Here is a 21,342-nt window from a genome sequence, read left to right on the forward strand (position 1 = left end):
ATTTTCATTGACCCTGCCCTTGTAATTTTTGAAATACACTTCACTATAAAAATATGGCAACACCGTTGTTACTCATTAGGAGTGCCCATGTCTGAAATTATTATGAATCAAGAAACCTTAGCTACACAGGTTCCAAGCGTATTACCGCTTTTAGCGCTACGAGATGTGGTGGTTTATCCTCACATGCAAATTGCGTTATTTGTAGGTCGTGAAAAATCGATCAAAGCAGTTGACGTGGCTCGTAACAGTGACAATCTCGTATTTGTAGTTGCACAACAAGATTCTCTTACAGAAGAAATTGATCACGACAACTTATATCAATACGGTACTGTCGCGAAGATCGTACAAGTTGTGAATCATGAAAATGATGAAAACTGTATAAAAGTTTTAATTGAGGGTTTGCAGCGTTCTAAACTGGTAAAAATCATCGACAATGATGAATATTTATCAGCCGAACATGCAATTAGCCCAATGACAGTCAATGTCGAAGCTGACTCTCAAGAAACACGTGTACAAGAACTGCGCGCTTTATTTGCACAATATGCAGAAGCAAAATTACGTAATGCACGTGAATTGATTACTGCTGCAAATAAAATCGATGATTTACTGCAACTGTTGTTCTTTGTGGCCACCCGTGTCCCGCTGAACATCGATGTAAAACAAAAGTTCTTGGAACATGATGACTTTGAAGCACATTTGACTGAGCTCATGACTTATTTGTTACAACAGTCTGAAGAACAACAGATTGAACAAACCTTGCATGACTCGGTAAAACGCCAAATGGAGAAAAACCAGCGCGAATATTTCCTGAATGAAAAAATGAAGGTGATTCAGCGCGAACTTTCCGACATGAACGGCGGTGCTGAAGATGACGTTGCCGAAATTGAGCGTCGTCTTGAAGAAGCAGATTTACCTGAACATGTACGTAAAAAAGCGGAATCTGAATTCCGTAAGCTCAAAGCAATGCAACCTGCTTCAAGTGAAGCTGCTGTGGTGCGCAATTATATCGAGGCGATTTTAGATACGCCTTGGAATAAAGCCAGCAAAGTCAGCATTAACCTGAACAAGGCACAAGAGATTCTGGATGCTGACCACTATGGTCTAGATGAAGTTAAACAACGTATTGTTGAATACCTGGCTGTTCAATCACGCGTGAAAAAACTCAAAGGTCCAATTCTTTGCCTGGTTGGTCCTCCAGGGGTTGGTAAAACTTCACTTGGCGAGTCGATTGCCAAAGCTACAGGTCGTGAATTTGTACGTATGGCTTTAGGTGGCGTGCGTGACGAAGCGGAAATCCGTGGTCACCGTCGTACCTATATCGGTGCGATGCCGGGTAAAGTGGTGCAGTCTTTGACCAAAGTCGGCGTGAAGAACCCATTGTTCTTGCTCGACGAAATTGACAAGATGGCACAAGACTACCGTGGCGATCCGGCTTCTGCCCTGCTTGAAGTACTCGATCCATCACAAAACAGCAAGTTCAACGATCATTACCTCGATCTTGATCTTGACCTGTCTGAAGTGATGTTCATCTGTACTGCAAACAGCATGAATATTCCTGAAGCTTTGCTTGACCGTATGGAAGTGATTCGTCTGCCGGGTTATACCGAAGAGGAAAAAGTCAATATTGCTGAACGTTATCTGGTTCCGAAAGCCATTAAGGACAACGGTTTGCGCGGCAAAGAATTGACTATTCATGAAGAAGCGATTCGTGACATCGTGCGTCGCTATACTCGCGAAGCAGGTGTGCGTAGCCTTGAACGTGAAGTGTCAAAAATTGCGCGTAAAGTCGTGAAAGAAGCGGTAAGCAAAAAAGCCAAAAACTTGCATATCGATGTGACTGCTGAAAACTTGCCGGATTACTTAGGCGTACATAAGTTCGACTTCGGTATGGCCGAAGAAGAAGCACAAGTGGGCCGTGTAAATGGCTTGGCTTGGACCTCAGTCGGTGGTGAATTGCTTTCCATTGAAGTTGCAGCTGTAAAAGGTAAAGGTAAATTCATTACCACCGGTTCACTCGGTGATGTCATGAAAGAATCGATTACCGCGGCAATGACTGTCGTTCGTACCCGCGCAGATGCCTTAGGTATTGAAGCTTCAAGATTTGAAGAAACCGATATCCATGTGCATTTACCTGAAGGTGCAACGCCGAAAGATGGTCCATCTGCCGGTTTGGCATTAACGACTGCCCTGGTTTCTGCCTTCACAGGTATTCCAGTTCGCGCGGATATTGCCATGACGGGTGAAACCAATCTGAGTGGTCGTGCGATGCGTATTGGTGGCTTAAAAGAAAAACTTTTAGCTGCACATCGCGGTGGCATTAAACTGGTCTTCATCCCTCAAGAAAACGCGCGTGACTTGGTGGAAATTCCAGAAAATGTGAAAGCAGGTCTGGAAATTAAAGCAGTGAAAAGTATCGATGATATCTTGCCATCTGCCTTAATTGAAACACCAAAACCTTTGCCCAAAAATCCGATTGTAAAACCGGTTGAAGAAAGCAAAGCTGCACGCCATTAATCGCATTTGGATACAAAAAAGAGAGCTTCGGCTCTCTTTTTTTATAGTGAAAAGTTTTACTCTATTAATAAAGTATAGGCTTGAAAAATGTACCGCTGACCCTCAATTATTAGTATAGAGACCCAGATTGGCTGTAAGTTTCTGATTAACAAGTTATGTGAATGGTCATCTACATCTCCAGGTGGATGACCTTTTGATCGCAGTTCCAGTTGTCACTTAAGGAACTGCGTTTTTTATTATTCAGATTGAGCCATTAGGCTATAAACCAGCCCGTCTACCACATGGGCCATTTTTCCAATATTCAGTGTTTTCAAGGTATCTCCCTTGCTGTGATGATGCCGATTTCGAAAAGATGCGGTATCGGTGATCATCATTGCCGGAATGCCAAACTTCCAGTAATTCATATGATCAGAAAAGTCCATTGCGGATACAAAAGATGGAGCGACCACTCTTTGGCACTCTAAACGGTTCAGCGTCTGCATGGATTGGCAGTACTTCGCCCCCAACTCATAAGACTGCAGATTACTCATTGCCGCAATAAAATTGCCATGGCTTGGATAAACCCACTTCAAACCCACCGGATACTGCTGCACAAGATTTTCATCATAGTAGCCAATCATCTCCAGGATATAGACACCCTGAATTTGATCCTTTTGCGCCTGTACCGATTTGGCATGAATATAACTTCCCATCTGCTCGGTTTTGAAAAATGGCGGTTCTTGCAAGGTATAAAATACAAATTCGATATTATGTGCGAGCTGCGATTTCTGCTGCGCTAAAATGCGTGCTGTCTCAATCACCCCTGCAACACCAGAAGCATTATCATCAGCGCCCTGCTGTTCACCCAATACGTCATAATGCGCGCCGACAATCACTTTGTCAGAATGGCCAGTTGTTAAAGTGCACACCACATTACGATACCCTAGACCATTTAACGAATAGTTTTGATAGTGGCATGGAATAGCAAACAGGCGCATCTGTTCTTTAATCCATGCAGATACACGTTGCAATTCTGCTATATTTTTATAATTGCGATGTCCCTGCTGGCCTATAATTTGCTCCATATAAACCTTTAAATTATCGCTACTGGCTGGAGGCGCGTTAGGCAATGCCCATGTCGAAGTGGTTAAAAAAAGAGTGCTAAGAAAAGTGCTCAACCCTAAGCTTAAATTTAGACCATTTTTCAATCTCATTTAATTATCGGTTCCTGTTTTATATTCGTTTTTAATCCCTTGCTGAAGATTAATGCAGCATCTCGCACGACTTTTCAATTTCAATTTGTTGCGCAAAATAAGTAAAACCGGTTTTAATGTTTATAATAACGATGACTTTCAAATCATCGAATCTTATGAAAATCCGTATTATTACCATCGGTCAAAAAATGCCAGCCTGGGTACTCACTGGTTTTGAAGATTACTTCAAACGCATTCAGCCTTTTGTGCAGACGCAGATTATTGAATTACCCATGGCAAAACGCGGGAAAAATGATTCGGAAGCGGATATTTTAAAATATCGCCAAATTGAAGGCGACAGCATTTTAAATGCAATGAAGCACAATGAAACCCTGATTGCACTTGAAGTGGGTGGCAAGGAGTTCAGTACTGAAAAGCTGGCTGAAACCATGAAGGGATGGATGCTTGAAGGCAATGATGTGGTTTTAGCCATTGGTGGTCCAGACGGTCACTCGGAAGCGGTGCGTAAAGCCGCTGCATGGCACTGGTCATTGTCCAAGCTGACCTTGCCTCACCCGATGGTTAGAGTGATGCTGATTGAGCAGCTATACCGCGCAATGAGCATTAACAATAATCATCCTTACCATCGTGCAGGATAAATTACTAGCTTGAATGATTCATTTTAGTTTTTTATAAAACTGAAATAGCGTCATTCTCAGCGCTTGACTTTGCTGAGAAGATAACTGAGTACGTGTTCTCATCGTTGCATTTATGCAACAACATGTTGAAATAAACTCTATTTATTCTATATCTCCTTTTTGGCATGATAATCATCACTACCCGAGTATCACCACCACCCCAGTCGATATTATTTGAATTAGGCGCATCATCATGAATTTACAAACTTTACCCGGTTTATTTATTTCACATGGATCACCCATGCTTGCGCTTAATCCAGAGCAGGTCGGGCCGGCTTTAGAGCGCTTAAGTGTAAATTTACCTAAACCTGAAGCGATTATTGTGATGTCGGCACACTGGGAAAGTAATGCGCTAGAAGTCAGTAGCAGTATACGTCCTGAAACCTGGCATGACTTTCGTGGCTTCCCCGCTGAACTTTATGAAATGCGCTACCCTGCGCTCGGACAACCCGAACTGGCTGAAGAAATCCTGCATCTTTTAGCCAATGCAGGCTTGAGCGCACATGCCAACAGTACCCGTCCACGTGATCATGGGGTATGGATGCCATTGCTGCATATGTATCCTGAGGCAGATATCCCGGTGGTTGAGATTTCATTGCCAACAAACATGTCTGCTGAAGATATTTATAAAATTGGCCAAACACTGGCTCCCTTACGTGAAAAACAGGTCTTGATCATTGGTTCGGGTAGCATTACCCATAACTTGGCAGAGCTGGCTTGGCGTGGTGAACCTGCTGATGTACCCGAATGGGCATCAAGCTTCCGTAATTATGTGGTTAGTAAACTGAGCCACAGCGATTATCAAGCAGTACTGGATTGGCGAAATATTCCCTATGTACAACGCAACCATCCAAGCCTAGAACACTTTGCACCACTGTTCTTTGCCATGGGTACAGGTCATCGATTTAGTATCGTGCACAGCAGTTTCAGTATGGGTTCGCTCGGTATGGATATCTATCGTTTCGACTAACTCATAACTTTTTATCAATAGTGAACAAAAAAATAGTTATGGATACATTTTGATACTTAATTCATCAGAATGTATCCATATTTTTTGAAAGCCTATACGTTATTCTACTAAAAATTCTTCAAAACCAAGTACTTTTCAAATGAAACTTAAATTTTTAGCGATTGCCCTTTTCCCTCTCACGCTTGCAGCTTGCCAATCTGGTGATATTCAAAAAGTTGGAGATGTTGCCGTGTCCGTATTACAACAAAATGCAGATAAGACCTTAGCTTCGTATCAATGGAGCACCCACACCGGTACTGCACCTAAACCTCTGGTACTCAATTTTGATGACAAAGGACGTCTGGGTATTGCCACCAGCTGCAATGGTATGGGAGCCAGCTGGAAAGTTGAAAATAATCAGATCGTGACTGATAATTTAATGGCGACCCAAATGGCATGTGAAACCAAAGCCATGGAACAGGAAAATGTCGCTAAAGATTTATTTGATCATCGTAAGGCACCGTTCGTGTTAGACCTGAAAGATCCGCAAAATCCAACGCTCACGGTCATTTCCGCTACCGGTCAAAAATACGTTTTTACTGGAAAAATGACCCCGGAAACAAAATATAATGCTCAGGCTGATCTCATTTTTCTGGAAATTTCACCTGAAACTAAACTATGTACTGGTGTAGCAGCGCAAACCTGTTTACAAGTCCGTGAACTCAAATATAACGACAGTGGCGTAAAAACCCAAGTCGATAAAGACTGGACTTTATTTTACGACCAGATTGAAGGTTTTGAGCATAATCCTGCTGAGCGTCAGGTGATTCGGGTCAAGCGTTATGAAATTAAAAATCCGGCAGCCGATCAGTCTAAATATGCCTATGTGCATGACATGACTGTAGAACGTGCCACAGTAAACTAATTCTGCTTATGTCGGATATAAAAAAACCGAGGCGATGGCCTCGGTTTTTTTAAAGCTTAAACCAAGTCAGACTTAGAATACGCCTTGAGCCAACATCGCATCGGCAACTTTTACGAAGCCAGCAATGTTTGCACCATCAACATAGTTTACAGAACCATCTTCTTTAGTACCGTATTTAACACAGTTGCGGTGAATTTCTTTCATGATTGCATGTAGACGTTCGTCAACTTCTTCAAAAGTCCAGCCTAAACGAATCGCATTTTGAGACATTTCAAGACCTGAAGTTGCAACACCACCGGCATTCGATGCTTTACCTGGAGCATAAAGAATGTTCGCTTCAACGAATTTCTCAACAGCACCCAAAGTAGATGGCATGTTTGCGCCTTCAGCAACAGAGATCACGCCGTTTGCAATCAATTGAGCCGCATCATCAGCATCCAACTCGTTTTGAGTTGCACATGGAAGCGCGATATCACATTTGATTGACCAAGGACGCTTGCCTTCAAGGTATTCAAAACCGTGTTTAGACGCGAATTCTGAAATACGGCCACGTTTAATGTTTTTAAGTTCCATCACTTCAGCAAGAAGTTCTTCAGTGAAACCGTCTTTAACGTGAACAGTACCGGCAGAGTCAGAAAGTGAAACCACTTTCGCGCCCAGGTACATCGCTTTTTCAGCAGCGTATTGCGCAACGTTACCAGAACCAGAAATGGTCACTACTTTACCTTTGAAGCTTTCGCCACGAGTTTTCAGCATTTCCTCAGCGAAATAAACTGTACCGTAACCTGTTGCTTCTGGACGAGCCAATGAACCACCGAAAGTCAGACCTTTACCTGTGAATACACAAGCAGTGTCATTACTTAATTTTTTCATCATGCCGGCCATGTAGCCAACTTCACGACCACCCACACCGATATCACCAGCAGGGATATCGGTATTTGAACCTAGGTGACGATAAAGCTCGATCATGAGTGCCTGGCAGAAACGCATGATTTCGCCTTCAGACTTACCTTTAGGGTCGAAGTCTGAACCACCTTTACCACCACCCATAGGGAGTGTAGTTAAGGCATTTTTAAAAGTCTGTTCAAAACCTAAGAATTTAAGAATTGAAAGGTTCACCGATGGGTGGAAACGCATACCGCCCTTGAATGGACCGATTGCTGAATTGTACTGTACACGGAATGCACGGTTGACATGTGTTTGGCCTTTGTCATCAACCCAAGAAACACGGAATTGAATCGCACGTTCTGGCTCAACTAAGCGTTCAAGTAGACCATGATCAGCATACTCTGGGTTCTTTTCAATGAACGGCCAAAGGCTAGTCATTACTTCTTCTACAGCTTGTAGAAATTCAGGTTGATGTGCATCACGTGATTTAACGTAATCTAGAAAGTCGTTAAGGCTGTTATATTTCAACACTTAATCCTCAGCAGAAAGATGGATCAAAATTGGTCAAATTTTCAAAAAATGATAATTTTTGGCGCAAAATATTAAATAGCTTTTGTAACCATAGCACAATACCTTTTTTTAAAAAAACTTAAATAATATTTAATAACATATATTTATTTTAATTATAACCATTTTTTATCTGGGCACTAAAGCAATGATGTCTGAGTGTTTTTATTATATTTTGCCCGAAAATAATGCGCTTATAGCTCTATTTTCGGGCATAAGATTAAAGGCTTAAATCATGCTAAAATTGTTTCCATCGTTTTAATTCTCTTTTCTGTATGCTGCTATTTCTTCAGCAGGCATGGTCTACTCATGAATTCGCAACTTGCTCTCATCCAAAATATTGATGCTCTCCTTCCTCAAACCCAATGTGGCTTATGTGGTCATCGGGATGGATGTCTGCCTTATGCAAAAGCAGTCAGTGAAGGTGAAGAAGCCAATAAATGTGTCCCTGGCGGTCAGCCAGTTGCCGATGCCTTAGCCAATTTATTGGGTCGTGCCGAGCTAAAAGCTGAAGAAAGCGTTTGGCCCATTCAGAGTGATGGCCGTCCGCAACGCATGAAAGCCATTATTCGCGAAGATGAATGTATCGGTTGTACCAAATGTATTAGTGCCTGCCCTGTGGATGCCATTATTGGCTCGGGCAAACTCATGCACAGCATTTTGACCGACCTGTGCACAGGCTGCGAATTGTGCATTCCCCCTTGCCCGGTCGACTGTATTGATCTGATTGCAGAGCATCATGCAGTGCCCGATGAAACCATGCGGATTGCGGAACAAAATGACTTGCGAAATCGTTACTATTCACATATTCAACGTGAAGAAAAACGAGGTTTAAACCGTAAAGGTCCAGTGGTGCGTGCCAATATCGATACTGCATTATTTGCTCAGTTTTCAGCACAAAATGACAGTGTTCCAGACATCGTGATTACCCAGACTGAAGCCAAACCAACCGTTCATTTGGATGCCAAATCCACCATCGAACTTGCAAAAATTCGTACACAAATCAAAAAATTGGAAAAACAGCTTAGTGTGCGTGAAGATACAAAAAAACGTCTACAATTAGATAAACTTAACCAACAGCTTAATGTTTTGCAAGGAGCCTAAAGAATGCCTGTAAAGAATATGACTAAAAAACAAATTCAGGTATTTTTTGAGCGATTACGTGAACAAAGACCCCACCCGAAAACCGAACTGAATTACACCAGCCCTTTTGAACTTTTAGTGGCTGTAACACTTTCTGCGCAAGCAACCGATGTCAGCGTGAATAAAGCCACGGACAAATTGTTCCCTGTTGCCAATACCCCTGAAGCAATTTATGCCCTTGGTGTTGATGGCTTGAAGCAATATATTAAAACCATTGGCCTATATAACGCTAAAGCTGAAAATGTCATCAAGGCCTGCAAAATACTAATAGAGAAGCATAACAGCGTCGTACCGAATAACCGTGCTGATCTGGAAGCCTTGCCCGGTGTTGGACGTAAAACCGCAAACGTAGTACTAAATACTGCCTTTGGTCAGCCGACTATGGCCGTAGATACCCATATTTTTCGCGTCAGTAACCGGACGGGTCTGGCCATTGGCAAAAATGTGCTAGAAGTTGAACATCGACTGGTCAAAGTGATTCCTAAAGAATTTATGATTGACTCGCATCACTGGCTGATTTTACATGGTCGTTATACTTGTGTTGCACGCAAGCCGAAATGCTATGAATGTGTGGTCGCAGATGTATGCCAATGGCCTGACCGTTTTGAATTTGGCGCAGCGAAAAGTATTCCGGTAAAAATGATTGAAGATAAAATCTAAATTCAGTGTTTGTCTTTATTTTTCTGCTGTAGTTTAGGATGTAGCTGACGCTCGGGTTGACTATTTTTCTTTTCTGCAGCTTCTTGCTTTTCCACGCGGCGCAAGTATTTAAAGCTTTGAACCATTAAAGCCAATACCACAATACCAAAAAAAATCATCAATGCCACTAAGCCAATTTTTAGCAAGGGTTGGTCCTCAAAATATCGTACAAATTAAAAGAGCCCTAATATGACTTAGGACTCTTTTAATGTCAAAACATTCGCCGCACTAAGGCATGCGAATTATTTTGATTGATCTAAAATTGCAAACAAATCGCTTTGAACTTCTTCAATCGGACGAAGACCATTCAATTTGTCATAAGTCGGTGCATTTTCGCCAGAAGCTGCACGACCCTGATAGAAACCAACCAACTGTTCAGTTTCAGTATGATATGAAGCTAAACGTTTACGAATCGTTTCTTCCTGGTCATCTGGACGTTGAACCAAATCTTCGCCAGTTTCATCATCTTTACCTTCCACTTTAGGCGGGTTGTAAACAGTATGATAAATACGACCAGAAGCTGCGTGCTGACGACGGCCTGAAAGGCGCTGTACGATTTCTTCATCAGGAACATCAATTTCGATCACATGGTCGATATTAATGCCTTCATTTTCCAAAGCTTCTGCTTGAGGAATCGTGCGTGGGAAACCATCAAAAATGCAACCGTTTACGCAATCAGGTTGAGCAATACGTTCTTTAACAAGACCGATGATGAGTTCGTCTGATACGAGACCACCGCTTTCCATCACGCTTTTAGCTTTAAGACCTAATTCAGTACCTTCACGAATCGCAGCACGGAGCATATCACCGGTTGAAATTTGTGGGACATTGTAGCGCTTACAGATCAACTGAGCCTGTGTACCTTTACCTGCTCCAGGTGGTCCGAGTAATATAATGCGCATAAAAAAACATCCTCATTTAACAATGTATATGACACTTTATACATGTCAAATCTGTTGATTCAACATGCAGTCCAGCATCTAATTATAAGAAAGCCACAAACAAATGGATTGTACCCGCTATAAATCCAGTTACCCCACCTAGGACAATCAAAATCCATTCGTCTTCCTGAAAAGCAGGACGTAATAAATTCTGAAACTCTCTTGGGGTCAGCTCTAGAATACGGTCTCTAAACATTTGATAGATTTTCTGTGCACGGCTCGCATTAAAGGCAGGGTCGCATACAGGCACCATCGTAATTTCAATTGAGCGATCGATCAAGTCCGTCTTGAGTTTTGCGTACTCTTTTGGCCCTAATGAGAGCTGTAAAGACGTTCTAACTAGGGGTGTTTCCATAATTTCGTTAATATGACGTTTAACGATACGGCGAGTTTTGTTTTTCTTCCCGCCATACATCATCTCAGTCATGATGGATTTTAACGTAATTAGGTCTTCTGTGACTACTCGTGCAAAAACATCTGACACTTCTTCCTGACGTTTCATAAACGCGCCCTGAATATTGTAGGTGCCAATACGTGGAATCACAGGTTTCACCCAAGGAAACTTACGGTTTTTGGTTAATTCAAAGAATTGCGGATAACGGATGTAATGCGGTTCAAGCGGATTAAATACCATCCAGATCGCAATCCAGTTGGTCAGAAAACCCCAAATTGCTGCCCAGAACGGTACAGTCCAGTGCCAGGGTACAACAAACCAGACAATCATCTGGAATATACCAAAGAACATCCCGATTAACGCACTAATATGCCAAATAAAGTTGATTTCTTTCTGGCCAACCTTAAGAAACATATTCACCATTAAGCGGCGATCGCCTTCCATTTGCCGAACCACCATTTCACGCATATCTACAAGTGACTCGACGTTCATGGTCAGTTCAGTCACAAGTTCTCTTAAGATGCCTGGCAACTGTTTATGTGCCTGCGCATAAATACGGCGCTTAATCGAATAAGGTAAGTTTTCCCAGAATACCGCATTGCGGTCAATCATCATCTCATCAATGATGTGTTCAAGTTCAAACCCTATCTGTTCACCAATGATGCGCGCCATATCGTCCGGATCCATCGCGTCCAGAAATTCACGCAATGAACCCAGTTTTGATAAGGTGTTGTCGGTAATAATCCCTGAAATACGGCCGGCTTTACGTGGCACAATGCCCTGCCAGCCGACAGGTAATGGACCTAAATGGAATCCCCAAAATGTAATGGGATAAAAGACCATTTTAAGCGCCATCCACACATGCGCCCAAGTCACAAAAGCAGTTACAGGAATAATGCTAAGTACTGCCCAGAAATCTGGGCGTTTCAAGAAGGCTTGCCACAATTCGTTGACGTACTCAAGCATGCATAATATCCATTTTAATTTTTAATCACAAAATACTAAATCGTATAAAACTGAACATTTTCACTATAAACCGATGCTTAGAGTATAGGAGAATTGTATTCTCGGCTCTGTTTCAGCCACCACATTGCCATTTCTATCTTCTAGCTCTTCACCGGCACCAATACCGACACTAAAACTACTAATCCGTTCCTTGCTTAACAGAACATAGGCGAGATCTACTCCGGCACCCAGTCTTGCTTCATATTCATTATCGACATATTTACTGTCAATATGTCCTGCATAAACCCCGATATAATAACCATTTTTATCCTTACCTGTCAGATGATATGGATAACGAAAGCCCACCTGTGCCCCTGGATTTTTGTCATCATTCAGGAATACCCCGGCTTTTGCATAGGCTATTCCATAAGGGTTCACCCATTCTGCATTTGCATGGAGTAATTTTTGGGTAAAACCGGCACCTACATTCCATGTTTTAGCACTGTCTAATGTCAATTTTGCTTCTGGTAAATATGGATTGTCTTGTGCATGAGCTACATTTGCGAGCGCAAAAAATGCCAACAAAGAATATGCTTTTGTGATTATTTTCATGGTTATCCCTAATTTTATTTTTAATACAGTCCTTTTTTCAATTTTGACTTTAGCAGAATTATCAGAACTCTTATATACTGCACTTTACAATTTTAATGTCTGTAAAGTCAAAGTTTAAGCTAAACCAGTCCAAGGGTTCTCCTGAACAAATATCAAAAAATCATGACATGCGTTAGAATACCCCACCAGTTTTTCCCACTCCCCTGGATGTAAGTCGATCGCGTATGAAGCAGCACTTTCCTTTAAAAAATGTCCAACAAGAAAAGCGCATTTATCGCAATCGGGTGTTTATCGCGGTCGGGATTGTTGCCTTCTTTCTTTTATTGCTCGTTTCGCGTTATGCGTATTTGCAAATTGCGCATTACGACGAGTTTTCTACTGCCTCAGATCAGAACCGGATTCGACTGCAACCTTTAGCGCCTGCACGTGGTTATATCTATGACCGTAATGGCATTTTACTTGCAGACAACTATCCTGTGTTTTCAGCGACCATTTCACGGGCTGATGTTCAGGATATTGACGATACGGTTAAGCGTTTAACCCCTATTTTAGCCTTAACTGAAGAAGATATAGACCGTTTTAGCAGCCGAATAAAAACCTCCAAAAAGACCGAGCGTGTTTCACTCAAATTAAATTTGACTGAAACCGATATCGCCAAATTTAGTGAAGTAAAATTTCAGTTCCCCGGGGTCAATATAGAAACCCAAATGACCCGCTACTATCCGCATGGTGAACTGTTTGCGCATGTGATTGGTTATGTCGGCCGGATTAATGACAAAGAATTAAAATCGATTGATAAAGATTTATATGCAGGCACCAACCTGATTGGAAAAATTGGTGTTGAAAAATCCTATGAGGATCTTTTACACGGTGTACCGGGCAATGAATCGGTTGAAGCCGATGCACACGGTAATGTGCTGCGTAATTTAGGCCGTAAAGATCCCGTTCGCGGCAATGACTTATATCTGTCGATTGATTATGGCTTACAGGTGATCGCAACTGAACAACTGGCCGGACGTCGTGGCGCAATTGTCGTATTGAGTCCTAAAACTGGGGAAATTTTAGCGCTGGTTTCAAGTCCAAGTTTTAATCCGAATCTGTTCGTTACCGGGATTAGCAATACCGACTATAGTGCCCTGCGCGATAATCTTGATCAACCGCTTTACAACCGCGCCGTACAAGGGGCCTATCCTCCCGGTTCAACCATTAAACCGATGTTCGGTTTAGGCGGCATTCATTATGGTTATGTCGACTGGGCAACGGCCATATCTGACCCTGGCTATTTTACCTTGCCGGGTGACAGCCACCGTTTCCGTGACCATAAAAAAACCGGTCATGGTTCTGTAAACTTGCATAAAGCCCAGGTGGTGTCTTGCGATACTTACTTTTATGTTCTGTCTTATCGTATGGGCATTGAAAAAATGAATGCCTGGATGCGTCAGTTTGGTTTTGGTGAAAAAACAGGTGTAGATTTACCCAGTGAAAGTACCGGTTTATACCCAAGCCCGGACTGGAAAATGCGTACCCGTAAAAGCAAATGGCTGAAAGGTGAAACCATTTCTGTCAGTATTGGGCAAGGTGCGTTTACTGCCACACCATTACAACTCGCCATGGCCACTGCCATTACCGCCAATCAGGGTTCCCACATCACTCCTCACGTACTGCGTGAAAGTCATGGTGCAAAACCGCATGAAACCCACAATGCTCCAGATGGAGTCATTCAGTTTAATGGTAAACCCGAAGACTGGATTAAAATGCGCGATGCCATGGTTGATGTGGTTGAAAGTGGTACCGGCCGTGGTATCCGTACCCCGATGTATCACATTGCAGGTAAAACCGGGACAGCACAGGTTAAAAGTATTGCCCAAGGTAAAAGATATAACGAATCACTATTGACCGAGCGTCAACTTGACCATGGTTTATTTGTTGGTTTTGCTCCTGCTGAAAACCCTGAAATTGCCATTGCGATTGTTTGGGAAAATGGTAAACACGGTGGTTCAGCAGCGCAATTGGCGCGTCCCATGTTTGATTATTGGCTGCTTAAACGTAAAAAAGATCCAATCCGTCCAGCCGGTCATCAAATTAGTGGCGGCCTAATGACTGCAGGCATTAAACCGGGTGAATTGCCAAGCGGTACAACACCCGTGGCAGCCGATGCTCATGCTGCACAATCAGCACAGCCTGCAAGCCAAGCAATACCAAATACATCACCAAGTACATCACCATCAACCAACTCACAACCCGTAGAGAGTGAATGATCAATGAAAAATCAACTCCGCATTATTGGTGGTGAATGGAAACGTCGCCAGCTTGCTTTTGCCAGTGCTGATGGTTTACGTCCTACGCCAGATCGAGTCCGTGAAACTTTGTTTAACTGGTTAATGTGGGACATTCAAAATTCGAATGTTTTAGACCTTTGTGCTGGCTCGGGTGCCTTAAGTTTTGAGGCTTTGTCACGTGGCGCGACACAAGTGGTGATGATTGAACCGAATCGGACTCAAGCTGCACTTTTAACAGATAATTTGCAGTTGCTTAAAGTCACCAGTCAACATGCAAAATTAAAAGTCGCCACGGCTCAACAGGTTTTACCAACGCTTAAGGAACAATTTGATCTGGTGTTTTTAGATCCACCTTATAGTTTGGACTTATGGGAAGAACTGGCACAACTTGCCGATCCTTTACTTAAGGACAAGGCTTTTATCTATGTTGAAGCCGATCGTGATTTAAACCAGCTCAAACTTCCATCTTCATGGCAACAGATTAAACAGACCAAGGCAGGAACCGTTCGCGCTGGGCTGTATCAAAAAAATAGGGCTTAATTATTAGAAGCAATAAAAAAGGATTCCCAAATGGAATCCTTTTTAGTCAAATGTAGTCTGTCAATTTAAGGCCAGCTTATCGACCTGTTAACGATGATCGTGTCGATCACGGTCGTTTCTGTCATGATTCCAGTTTGGACGATCTTTATTTTTCCAATCCCGGTCACCATGTTGTCGGTCATAATGTCCGTCGCGGTCTCGATGACCACGATAATCGTCATCATAAGGATCAACCACACAGCCAGTTAACGACACTGCCAATACAGAAAGTAATATCATTTTTTTCATCATATTGATCACCTCTCACTGCATGCATTTATTATCAAATGATTTAATGAAGAGTAAACGGATTCATTGTTGCACTCTTGTAGGGATTTATTCATTTTTTATTCATAGTCAAAATATCCAATCTGCATCCCTTTAAATCCTTTTATTAAAAGTTCTACTTAGATTTGCACAAATACAGATAAATATAAGCTTGGCTTTTGCAGCAATCTTTAGAATACTGCTGCCTTTCCTTTTGACCTGATCGCTATGACTTGGCTGTTATTTATTCTTGGTGCGATGGTCGCAGGTTTTGTACAGGGACTCACAGGTTTTGCTTTTGCCTTAATTGCCATGTCTTTCTGGGTCTGGGTTCTGTCTCCGCAAATTGCTGCGCCTCTGGTGGTGTTTGCTTCGGTCTGGAGTCACATCATCTCCTTGTCCAATGAACAAAAGCATCCTCATCTCAATAAATCGCTGGTTTTACCCTATTTAATTGCGGGACTGATTGGTGTGCCTTTAGGTACTTATTTACTGCATATTATTCAGCCAGAAACTTTTAAATTGGTTTTAGGTTTATTTTTAGTGCTGTGGTGTCCGATTATGTTCTTTAACCCGCAATTTCCTCGACTGCAACAATCAGGCAAATTTGCAGATAGTCTGGTTGGATTTATGGGGGGAATACTGGGTGGTCTAGGCGGATTTTGTGGTTCACTGCCTTCGGCTTGGGTCATGCTGAAAAATTTATCCAAACAAGAGCAGCGCTATATTTTACGGCATTTCAATTTCGGCATTCAGCTATTTACTTTAGCTGCTTATTTGCTGCAAGGCACACTGGACATACAACTGCTGCCTTATATGGCCATCTTGCTGGTCAGTGTCAGTTTCCCGGCAATCTTGGGAGCAAAGTTATTTTATAAAATTTCAGAACGACAATTTAAACATACCGTGTTAAGTCTGTTATTTGCTTCAGGTGGCTTTTTAATTTTCAGTACCTGGATCTAAACTGATGAAGCATGAAATATTTAAAACGCATATGCCGAGAATTAGGATTATTTTTTTTTGAAAAGACAATCCAAAAAGCGGGATAAATCTCATTTAATCAAAAAACACTCACTTGATATTTCATATTCCATTAATGAAAGAGAAAGTTTTATACAATAACTTATCCCCTCCATTAGTTTTTCTAAAAATGAAAACCTTGATTTTGTTAGCAGGGATAATGCTGCTAACAGGCTGTAGCTTAGGCACATCTCGCGATGTCAAACATGCCGAAAAAATGCTTTCATACTTTCAGTGTAATAAAATTGAAACTGCACAAATGACGCATAGTTCCATTACCTCATATCACGAACAAGCACTGGCTTCTAGCCGTCAAAAAGCCGAATCTTATGTGCAAAGTTATAAAGAAGGTGAAGAGTTATTTGATGTTCCATTAAGTGATGTGATTAAGGAACAATATTTTATTTACCAGGAGGCTTGCCAGCATTTAGGTGGAATTAATCCGGCAGCAAATAAATGAGCTTATTTCTCTCATTAAGTTCATGTCATATGGCTCTGATTCCCACTAGAAAATACTTACTCCCATAGCTGCTAAATACTGAAATCTCGAGACAATGCTTTTATGCTTTTTAAATACAATCCCTGTTTTTAAATGCAATCCTCGTTTTTAAATACAATTCACATTTTTAAAGCAGGACAGGGAGATGTTCCCTGTCCTGTAAACATTAAGCTTCAGTGTAATAACGCTTATCGACGCTAAAGTTTTCTGGGAATTTGGCGTTGATTTGTGAATAGAAGTCCATAATTTCGGCCATATCTTTTTCATAATCCCCTGTAGGATATACAATTTTCCCTACACCGGTTTTTTTCTTGGCATAATCCATGTAGGCCAAGGCAATCGGTACACCTGCACTCGTTGCCACATGATAAAACCCGGTTTTCCATTGCTCTTGTTTTGCACGTGTTGCTTCGGGGGTCACCAGCATCACTAACTTTGGATGCTCTTTGAATAAATCGGTCATGAGCTCAACCATACTTGGGCGCGGCTCGCCTTCTGCTTTTGGTGTACGGTCAATCCCGATTCCACCCAACGCACGTACAAATGGCCCAAATGGAAACTTCATATAGCTGTCTTTAATGGTTAAACGAACATTCACCCCTAACGCTTTCAGGGCTAAACGAGCATATAAAGCGTCCCAATTACTGGTGTGTGGTGCCGCAATCATCACGCACTGATCTAAATCAAGTGGCCAATGATTATCAATTTCCCAGCCCATCATTTTTAAACTTTGTTCAGCTAATTTTTCGAACACAAAAACACCACACCCTAATAAAGTGCGCAGATTTTAACAAGGTCATTAAAATAAGATAGCTCAATACGTATAATTAATGCTCAATTAATATATAAATGTATAACTTGGAATTTAAATAAAATATATCTTTACTTTACCCTGATATACCGTGAAAAATTTATTCTTTTTTAATGCAGGATTGAATTTATATTTCAAAGGTTAAGTAAAAACAGCAATATCTATTTTAAAAACAAGGCAAACAATAACAAAGCAGGAACAATATCACTCTTTAATAAAGATCCTTTTCTTCGTAATTTTATAGGTAGCTTTAAAAGTTGCGTTGTCATATAAAAGGAAATAAATCGTGAAAAAAACAATATTAATCCTGCCTCTGATCACTCTCGCTTTAGCTGCATGCAGCAAACCAAACACCGATACGCATGAAACTAATCAGGCACCTGAAAATACGGCGGCTCAAACGCAATCTATGCAGCCCACCAATACACAGCCCACTACATCAGTCGGTGATACTGCGGAAACCTCACTAGATTGGATTGGTGAATATAAGGGTATTTTCCCATGTGCGGATTGCCAAGGCATTGAAACCGAACTTGAGTTAAAAGCAGACAAGACCTATGAATTAACGCAAGAATACTTGGGTAAAGGAAAAAATAATGAATCTAAAGTCAAAGGCACTTTTAGCTTCGATCCCGATTATCCATCGGTCATTCGCTTAGATAAGGCAGGTGAAAATCGTAAATTCTTTGTAGGTGAAAATTTTGTTGAAGCACGCGACATAAATACAGGCAAAGCGATTGATTCAAAGCTGAACTACAAATTACTGAAAGATCTGAATTAATTGAATGCCTTTCTTCTCTACACAAAAAGCCTGAAACAGGGCTTTTTTAGTCCCTTTGTTTTTATCTATTCGTCACGATTTGCTACAAATAAATCATTTATTTGACGGCTTAATACTAGCGAGATTAATCACTTACGCTTATGGTTAAAAAATATCTTCCTAATTAAATGATCATTATGAAACAAGCGATGATTACACTTAGTTTTTTTGCCATGTTATTTTCAAGTGGCTGCGATAATACGAGTACCTCATCCCTGAATGAAAAAGTTAAACCAGCTGAACAACCTTCAAAGCCTATACCCGTTCAAATTCCAAATTGGGTGGGCCATTACAAAGCATTTATTCCCTGTGCTGCTTGTGAAAAACAACTTGTTTCACTGCGACTTCATCAAGACAAAACTTATACTCTAAAAGAAGCGAGTCTTTTTAAACAAAAGATGAAACAAAAAGAGTCTTCAGGCACATTCGTTTTCGATGAGAAAAATTCAAATTTATTGCAATTAATTGACGATAAAACCAAGCAAAATCGTTATTTTTCTTTGCATGATCATTCAATAGAAGCACTTGATCAGAATAAAAGCCAATTCAAAGATTTTGAGCAGTACCAAATTCCCCAAGTGAAAAATATTGAAGTGAATAATGCACTCAAATATGTAGATATTCAGGCAGATTTATTTAAATCAGAAAAAGTAGAATCGAATGGCATTAAAAGCACCAAACTGACATATTTTTTTGAAATTAATAATCACTCAGATCGAGCGCTTAAATTACGCGACAGCGATATTGTTTTAGTAGATGCCAAGAATAATGAACATATTTCTACATTTGAAAATAATCCAATCTCACCGATTAAAGCGAATAAAACCCAACATGAGCTGATATCGTTTATTTATCCTGAATCTTATCAGGCGGCTTATATCAACATTAAATAAATTAAAAACAGATATAAAAAATCCCCGCATCAAGCGGGGATTTTTTTAGATCGAATGATCAGTATGAATTACATCATACCGCCCATACCACCCATGCCGCCCATATCAGGCATTGCAGGCTTGTCTTCTGGGATATCAGTAATCATACATTCAGTTGTAAGCATCAATGCAGCAACAGAAGCAGCGTGCTCAAGTGCAGAACGCGTTACTTTTGCTGGGTCAAGAATACCCATTTCAAGCATGTCGCCATATTCGCCAGTTGCAGCGTTATAACCGAAGTTACCTTCACCATTTTTAACAGCGTTGATGACAACTGAAGGCTCATCACCTGCGTTTGCAACGATTTGACGAAGCGGTGCTTCAATCGCACGACGTAAAATGTTGATACCGACATTTTGGTCATCGTTTGCGCCAACAACACCATCAAGTGCTTTAGCTGCACGTACTAGCGCAACCCCACCACCTGCAACAACACCTTCTTCAACCGCAGCGCGAGTCGCGTGAAGTGCATCGTCAACACGGTCTTTTTTCTCTTTCATTTCAACTTCAGTTGCAGCACCGATTTTGATCACTGCAACACCGCCTGCTAATTTAGCAACGCGTTCTTGAAGTTTTTCTTTGTCGTATTCAGAAGTTGATTCTTCAATTTGCGCACGGATTTGTTGAACGCGGTCTGAAATTTGAGCTGCATTTCCTGCACCATCAACAAGCACCGTGTTTTCTTTAGAAACAGTCACTTTATGCGCTGTACCCAAGTTTTCCAGAGTTGCTTGCTCAAGTGACATGCCAATTTCTTCAGAAATTACAGTACCACCAGTCAAGATCGCGATGTCTTGAAGCATTGCTTTACGACGATCACCAAAACCAGGTGCTTTAACCGCACATACTTTGATAATACCGCGCATGTTGTTCACTACAAGCGTTGCCAACGCTTCGCCTTCAACATCTTCAGCGATGATAAGCAGTGGTTTACCTGTTTTAGCAACCGCTTCTAACACACTGATCAATTCACGGATGTTGCCGATTTTTTTATCAACAAGAAGAATGAAAGGGTTTTCAAGTTCAGCAGTTAAAGTGTCTTGTTTGTTTGCAAAGTACGGGCTGATATAACCACGGTCAAACTGCATGCCTTCAACAACGTCAAGCGAATCTTCAAAGCCCGAACCTTCTTCAACAGTGATCACGCCTTCTTTACCCACGCGTTCCATTGCTTGCGCAATAAGTTTACCTACAGTGGTGTCAGAGTTAGCAGAAATCGAACCGACTTGTTCAATCGCTTTTGTATCAGAAGCAGGTTTAGCCGTTGCTTTAATGTTTTCAACCACAGCGCGAACAGCAAGATCGATACCACGTTTCAAATCCATTGGGTTCATACCCGCAGTCACTGATTTGATCCCTTCGTTCAAAATTGCTTGAGCCAATACAGTTGCAGTTGTTGTACCGTCACCTGCGATGTCATTGGTTTTTGAAGATACTTCACGAACCAATTGTGCGCCCATGTTTTCGAATTTGTCTTTTAGAGAAATTTCTTTCGCAACAGTCACACCATCTTTAGTGATGTGTGGTGAACCAAAAGAACGGTCAATCACTACGTTACGGCCTTTAGGGCCTAAAGTTACTTTTACCGCATCTGCAAGTACGTTTACGCCTGCAATCATTTTGCTGCGGGCTGAATCACCAAATTTTACGTCTTTAGCTGACATGCTTTACTCCAAATATTTTAATTT

The 21,342-nt window shown here is 41.4% G+C and carries 21 protein-coding genes; 12 read left to right on the forward strand and 9 right to left on the reverse strand.

Features of this window, described 5'->3' with window-relative positions; translation table 11 throughout:
- The first annotated feature begins 87 nt into the window (after window positions 1-87).
- Window positions 88-2,514: an endopeptidase La gene (lon, locus tag ACU0NF_RS03745; protein WP_445660181.1), complete on the forward strand. Its 2,427-nt coding sequence runs from the start codon at window positions 88-90 to the stop codon at window positions 2,512-2,514.
- A gap of 236 nt (window positions 2,515-2,750) precedes the next feature.
- On the opposite strand, the gene ACU0NF_RS03750 is transcribed toward lon, so the two are convergent.
- Window positions 2,751-3,707 carry a M28 family peptidase gene (locus tag ACU0NF_RS03750; RefSeq protein ID WP_445660182.1) on the reverse strand — a complete coding sequence of 319 codons (957 nt, stop codon included), beginning with the start codon at window positions 3,705-3,707 and terminating at the stop codon, window positions 2,751-2,753.
- Window positions 3,708-3,862: 155 nt separating this feature from the next.
- On the opposite strand from ACU0NF_RS03750, the gene rlmH reads away from it, so the two are divergent.
- The 3 genes from rlmH (at window position 3,863) to ACU0NF_RS03765 (ending at window position 6,258) form a co-directional block, all read left to right on the forward strand.
- The gene (gene rlmH / locus ACU0NF_RS03755) at window positions 3,863-4,345 is read left to right on the forward strand and encodes a 23S rRNA (pseudouridine(1915)-N(3))-methyltransferase RlmH (RefSeq protein WP_131266736.1); all 483 of its coding nucleotides are present in this window, start codon (window positions 3,863-3,865) and stop codon (window positions 4,343-4,345) included.
- Between the two features lie 232 nt (window positions 4,346-4,577).
- Complete coding sequence (locus ACU0NF_RS03760) at window positions 4,578-5,354, forward strand: DODA-type extradiol aromatic ring-opening family dioxygenase (RefSeq protein ID WP_445660183.1); 777 nt, start codon at window positions 4,578-4,580, stop codon at window positions 5,352-5,354.
- A gap of 139 nt (window positions 5,355-5,493) precedes the next feature.
- Window positions 5,494-6,258 (forward strand): DUF4377 domain-containing protein, encoded by a 765-nt coding sequence (locus ACU0NF_RS03765; RefSeq protein WP_445660184.1) that lies wholly within the window; start codon window positions 5,494-5,496, stop codon window positions 6,256-6,258.
- 72 nt (window positions 6,259-6,330) lie between these two features.
- Here the strand turns inward: ACU0NF_RS03765 and gdhA are convergent, their stop codons facing one another.
- Window positions 6,331-7,677 (reverse strand): NADP-specific glutamate dehydrogenase, encoded by a 1,347-nt coding sequence (gene gdhA / locus ACU0NF_RS03770; RefSeq protein WP_370983840.1) that lies wholly within the window; start codon window positions 7,675-7,677, stop codon window positions 6,331-6,333.
- 345 nt (window positions 7,678-8,022) lie between these two features.
- Between gdhA and ACU0NF_RS03775 the strand changes: the two genes are divergently transcribed.
- Both ACU0NF_RS03775 and nth read left to right on the forward strand, forming a co-directional pair.
- The gene (locus ACU0NF_RS03775; RefSeq protein ID WP_445660185.1) at window positions 8,023-8,817 is read left to right on the forward strand and encodes an RnfABCDGE type electron transport complex subunit B; all 795 of its coding nucleotides are present in this window, start codon (window positions 8,023-8,025) and stop codon (window positions 8,815-8,817) included.
- 3 nt (window positions 8,818-8,820) lie between these two features.
- Window positions 8,821-9,516: an endonuclease III gene (gene nth / locus ACU0NF_RS03780; RefSeq protein WP_445660186.1), complete on the forward strand. Its 696-nt coding sequence runs from the start codon at window positions 8,821-8,823 to the stop codon at window positions 9,514-9,516.
- 2 nt (window positions 9,517-9,518) lie between these two features.
- Here the strand turns inward: nth and ACU0NF_RS03785 are convergent, their stop codons facing one another.
- From ACU0NF_RS03785 to ACU0NF_RS03800, 4 genes are all read right to left on the reverse strand, one after another.
- The gene (locus ACU0NF_RS03785) at window positions 9,519-9,701 is read right to left on the reverse strand and encodes a hypothetical protein (RefSeq protein ID WP_131316340.1); all 183 of its coding nucleotides are present in this window, start codon (window positions 9,699-9,701) and stop codon (window positions 9,519-9,521) included.
- Between the two features lie 96 nt (window positions 9,702-9,797).
- A complete protein-coding gene (gene adk / locus ACU0NF_RS03790) occupies window positions 9,798-10,457 on the reverse strand; it encodes an adenylate kinase (protein WP_370983843.1) in 660 nt (219 codons plus the stop codon).
- 82 nt (window positions 10,458-10,539) lie between these two features.
- Complete coding sequence (locus ACU0NF_RS03795; protein WP_131383008.1) at window positions 10,540-11,856, reverse strand: hypothetical protein; 1,317 nt, start codon at window positions 11,854-11,856, stop codon at window positions 10,540-10,542.
- Window positions 11,857-11,919: 63 nt separating this feature from the next.
- Window positions 11,920-12,438 carry a hypothetical protein gene (locus tag ACU0NF_RS03800; protein WP_445660236.1) on the reverse strand — a complete coding sequence of 173 codons (519 nt, stop codon included), beginning with the start codon at window positions 12,436-12,438 and terminating at the stop codon, window positions 11,920-11,922.
- Between the two features lie 233 nt (window positions 12,439-12,671).
- On the opposite strand from ACU0NF_RS03800, the gene mrdA reads away from it, so the two are divergent.
- Window positions 12,672-14,705 carry a penicillin-binding protein 2 gene (mrdA, locus tag ACU0NF_RS03805; RefSeq protein ID WP_445660187.1) on the forward strand — a complete coding sequence of 678 codons (2,034 nt, stop codon included), beginning with the start codon at window positions 12,672-12,674 and terminating at the stop codon, window positions 14,703-14,705.
- Between the two features lie 3 nt (window positions 14,706-14,708).
- On the forward strand, window positions 14,709-15,266 hold the full coding sequence (gene rsmD / locus ACU0NF_RS03810; protein ID WP_445660188.1) for a 16S rRNA (guanine(966)-N(2))-methyltransferase RsmD: 558 nt from the start codon (window positions 14,709-14,711) through the stop codon (window positions 15,264-15,266).
- Window positions 15,267-15,353: 87 nt separating this feature from the next.
- Here the strand turns inward: rsmD and ACU0NF_RS03815 are convergent, their stop codons facing one another.
- Window positions 15,354-15,557: a hypothetical protein gene (locus ACU0NF_RS03815; protein WP_131383011.1), complete on the reverse strand. Its 204-nt coding sequence runs from the start codon at window positions 15,555-15,557 to the stop codon at window positions 15,354-15,356.
- A gap of 243 nt (window positions 15,558-15,800) precedes the next feature.
- Here ACU0NF_RS03815 and ACU0NF_RS03820 point away from each other — a divergent pair, with 243 nt between their 5' ends.
- Together ACU0NF_RS03820 and ACU0NF_RS03825 are read left to right on the forward strand one after the other, a co-directional pair.
- On the forward strand, window positions 15,801-16,535 hold the full coding sequence (locus ACU0NF_RS03820) for a sulfite exporter TauE/SafE family protein (protein WP_171538051.1): 735 nt from the start codon (window positions 15,801-15,803) through the stop codon (window positions 16,533-16,535).
- A gap of 187 nt (window positions 16,536-16,722) precedes the next feature.
- Complete coding sequence (locus ACU0NF_RS03825) at window positions 16,723-17,052, forward strand: hypothetical protein (RefSeq protein ID WP_445660189.1); 330 nt, start codon at window positions 16,723-16,725, stop codon at window positions 17,050-17,052.
- 205 nt (window positions 17,053-17,257) lie between these two features.
- Here ACU0NF_RS03825 and ACU0NF_RS03830 read toward each other — a convergent pair whose 3' ends face one another.
- Window positions 17,258-17,845, reverse strand: a complete 588-nt coding sequence (locus ACU0NF_RS03830) for a 1-acyl-sn-glycerol-3-phosphate acyltransferase (protein ID WP_445660190.1) — start codon at window positions 17,843-17,845, stop codon at window positions 17,258-17,260.
- A gap of 343 nt (window positions 17,846-18,188) precedes the next feature.
- Between ACU0NF_RS03830 and ACU0NF_RS03835 the strand changes: the two genes are divergently transcribed.
- Both ACU0NF_RS03835 and ACU0NF_RS03840 read left to right on the forward strand, forming a co-directional pair.
- Entirely contained in the window at window positions 18,189-18,683 is a 495-nt protein-coding gene (locus ACU0NF_RS03835; protein ID WP_445660191.1) for a copper resistance protein NlpE, read from the forward strand.
- 176 nt (window positions 18,684-18,859) lie between these two features.
- Entirely contained in the window at window positions 18,860-19,615 is a 756-nt protein-coding gene (locus tag ACU0NF_RS03840; RefSeq protein WP_445660192.1) for a copper resistance protein NlpE N-terminal domain-containing protein, read from the forward strand.
- Between the two features lie 68 nt (window positions 19,616-19,683).
- On the opposite strand, the gene groL is transcribed toward ACU0NF_RS03840, so the two are convergent.
- Entirely contained in the window at window positions 19,684-21,318 is a 1,635-nt protein-coding gene (gene groL / locus ACU0NF_RS03845; RefSeq protein ID WP_445660193.1) for a chaperonin GroEL, read from the reverse strand.
- Window positions 21,319-21,342: the final 24 nt, after the last annotated feature.

The sequence above is a fragment of the Acinetobacter sp. F16 genome (assembly GCF_052712855.1).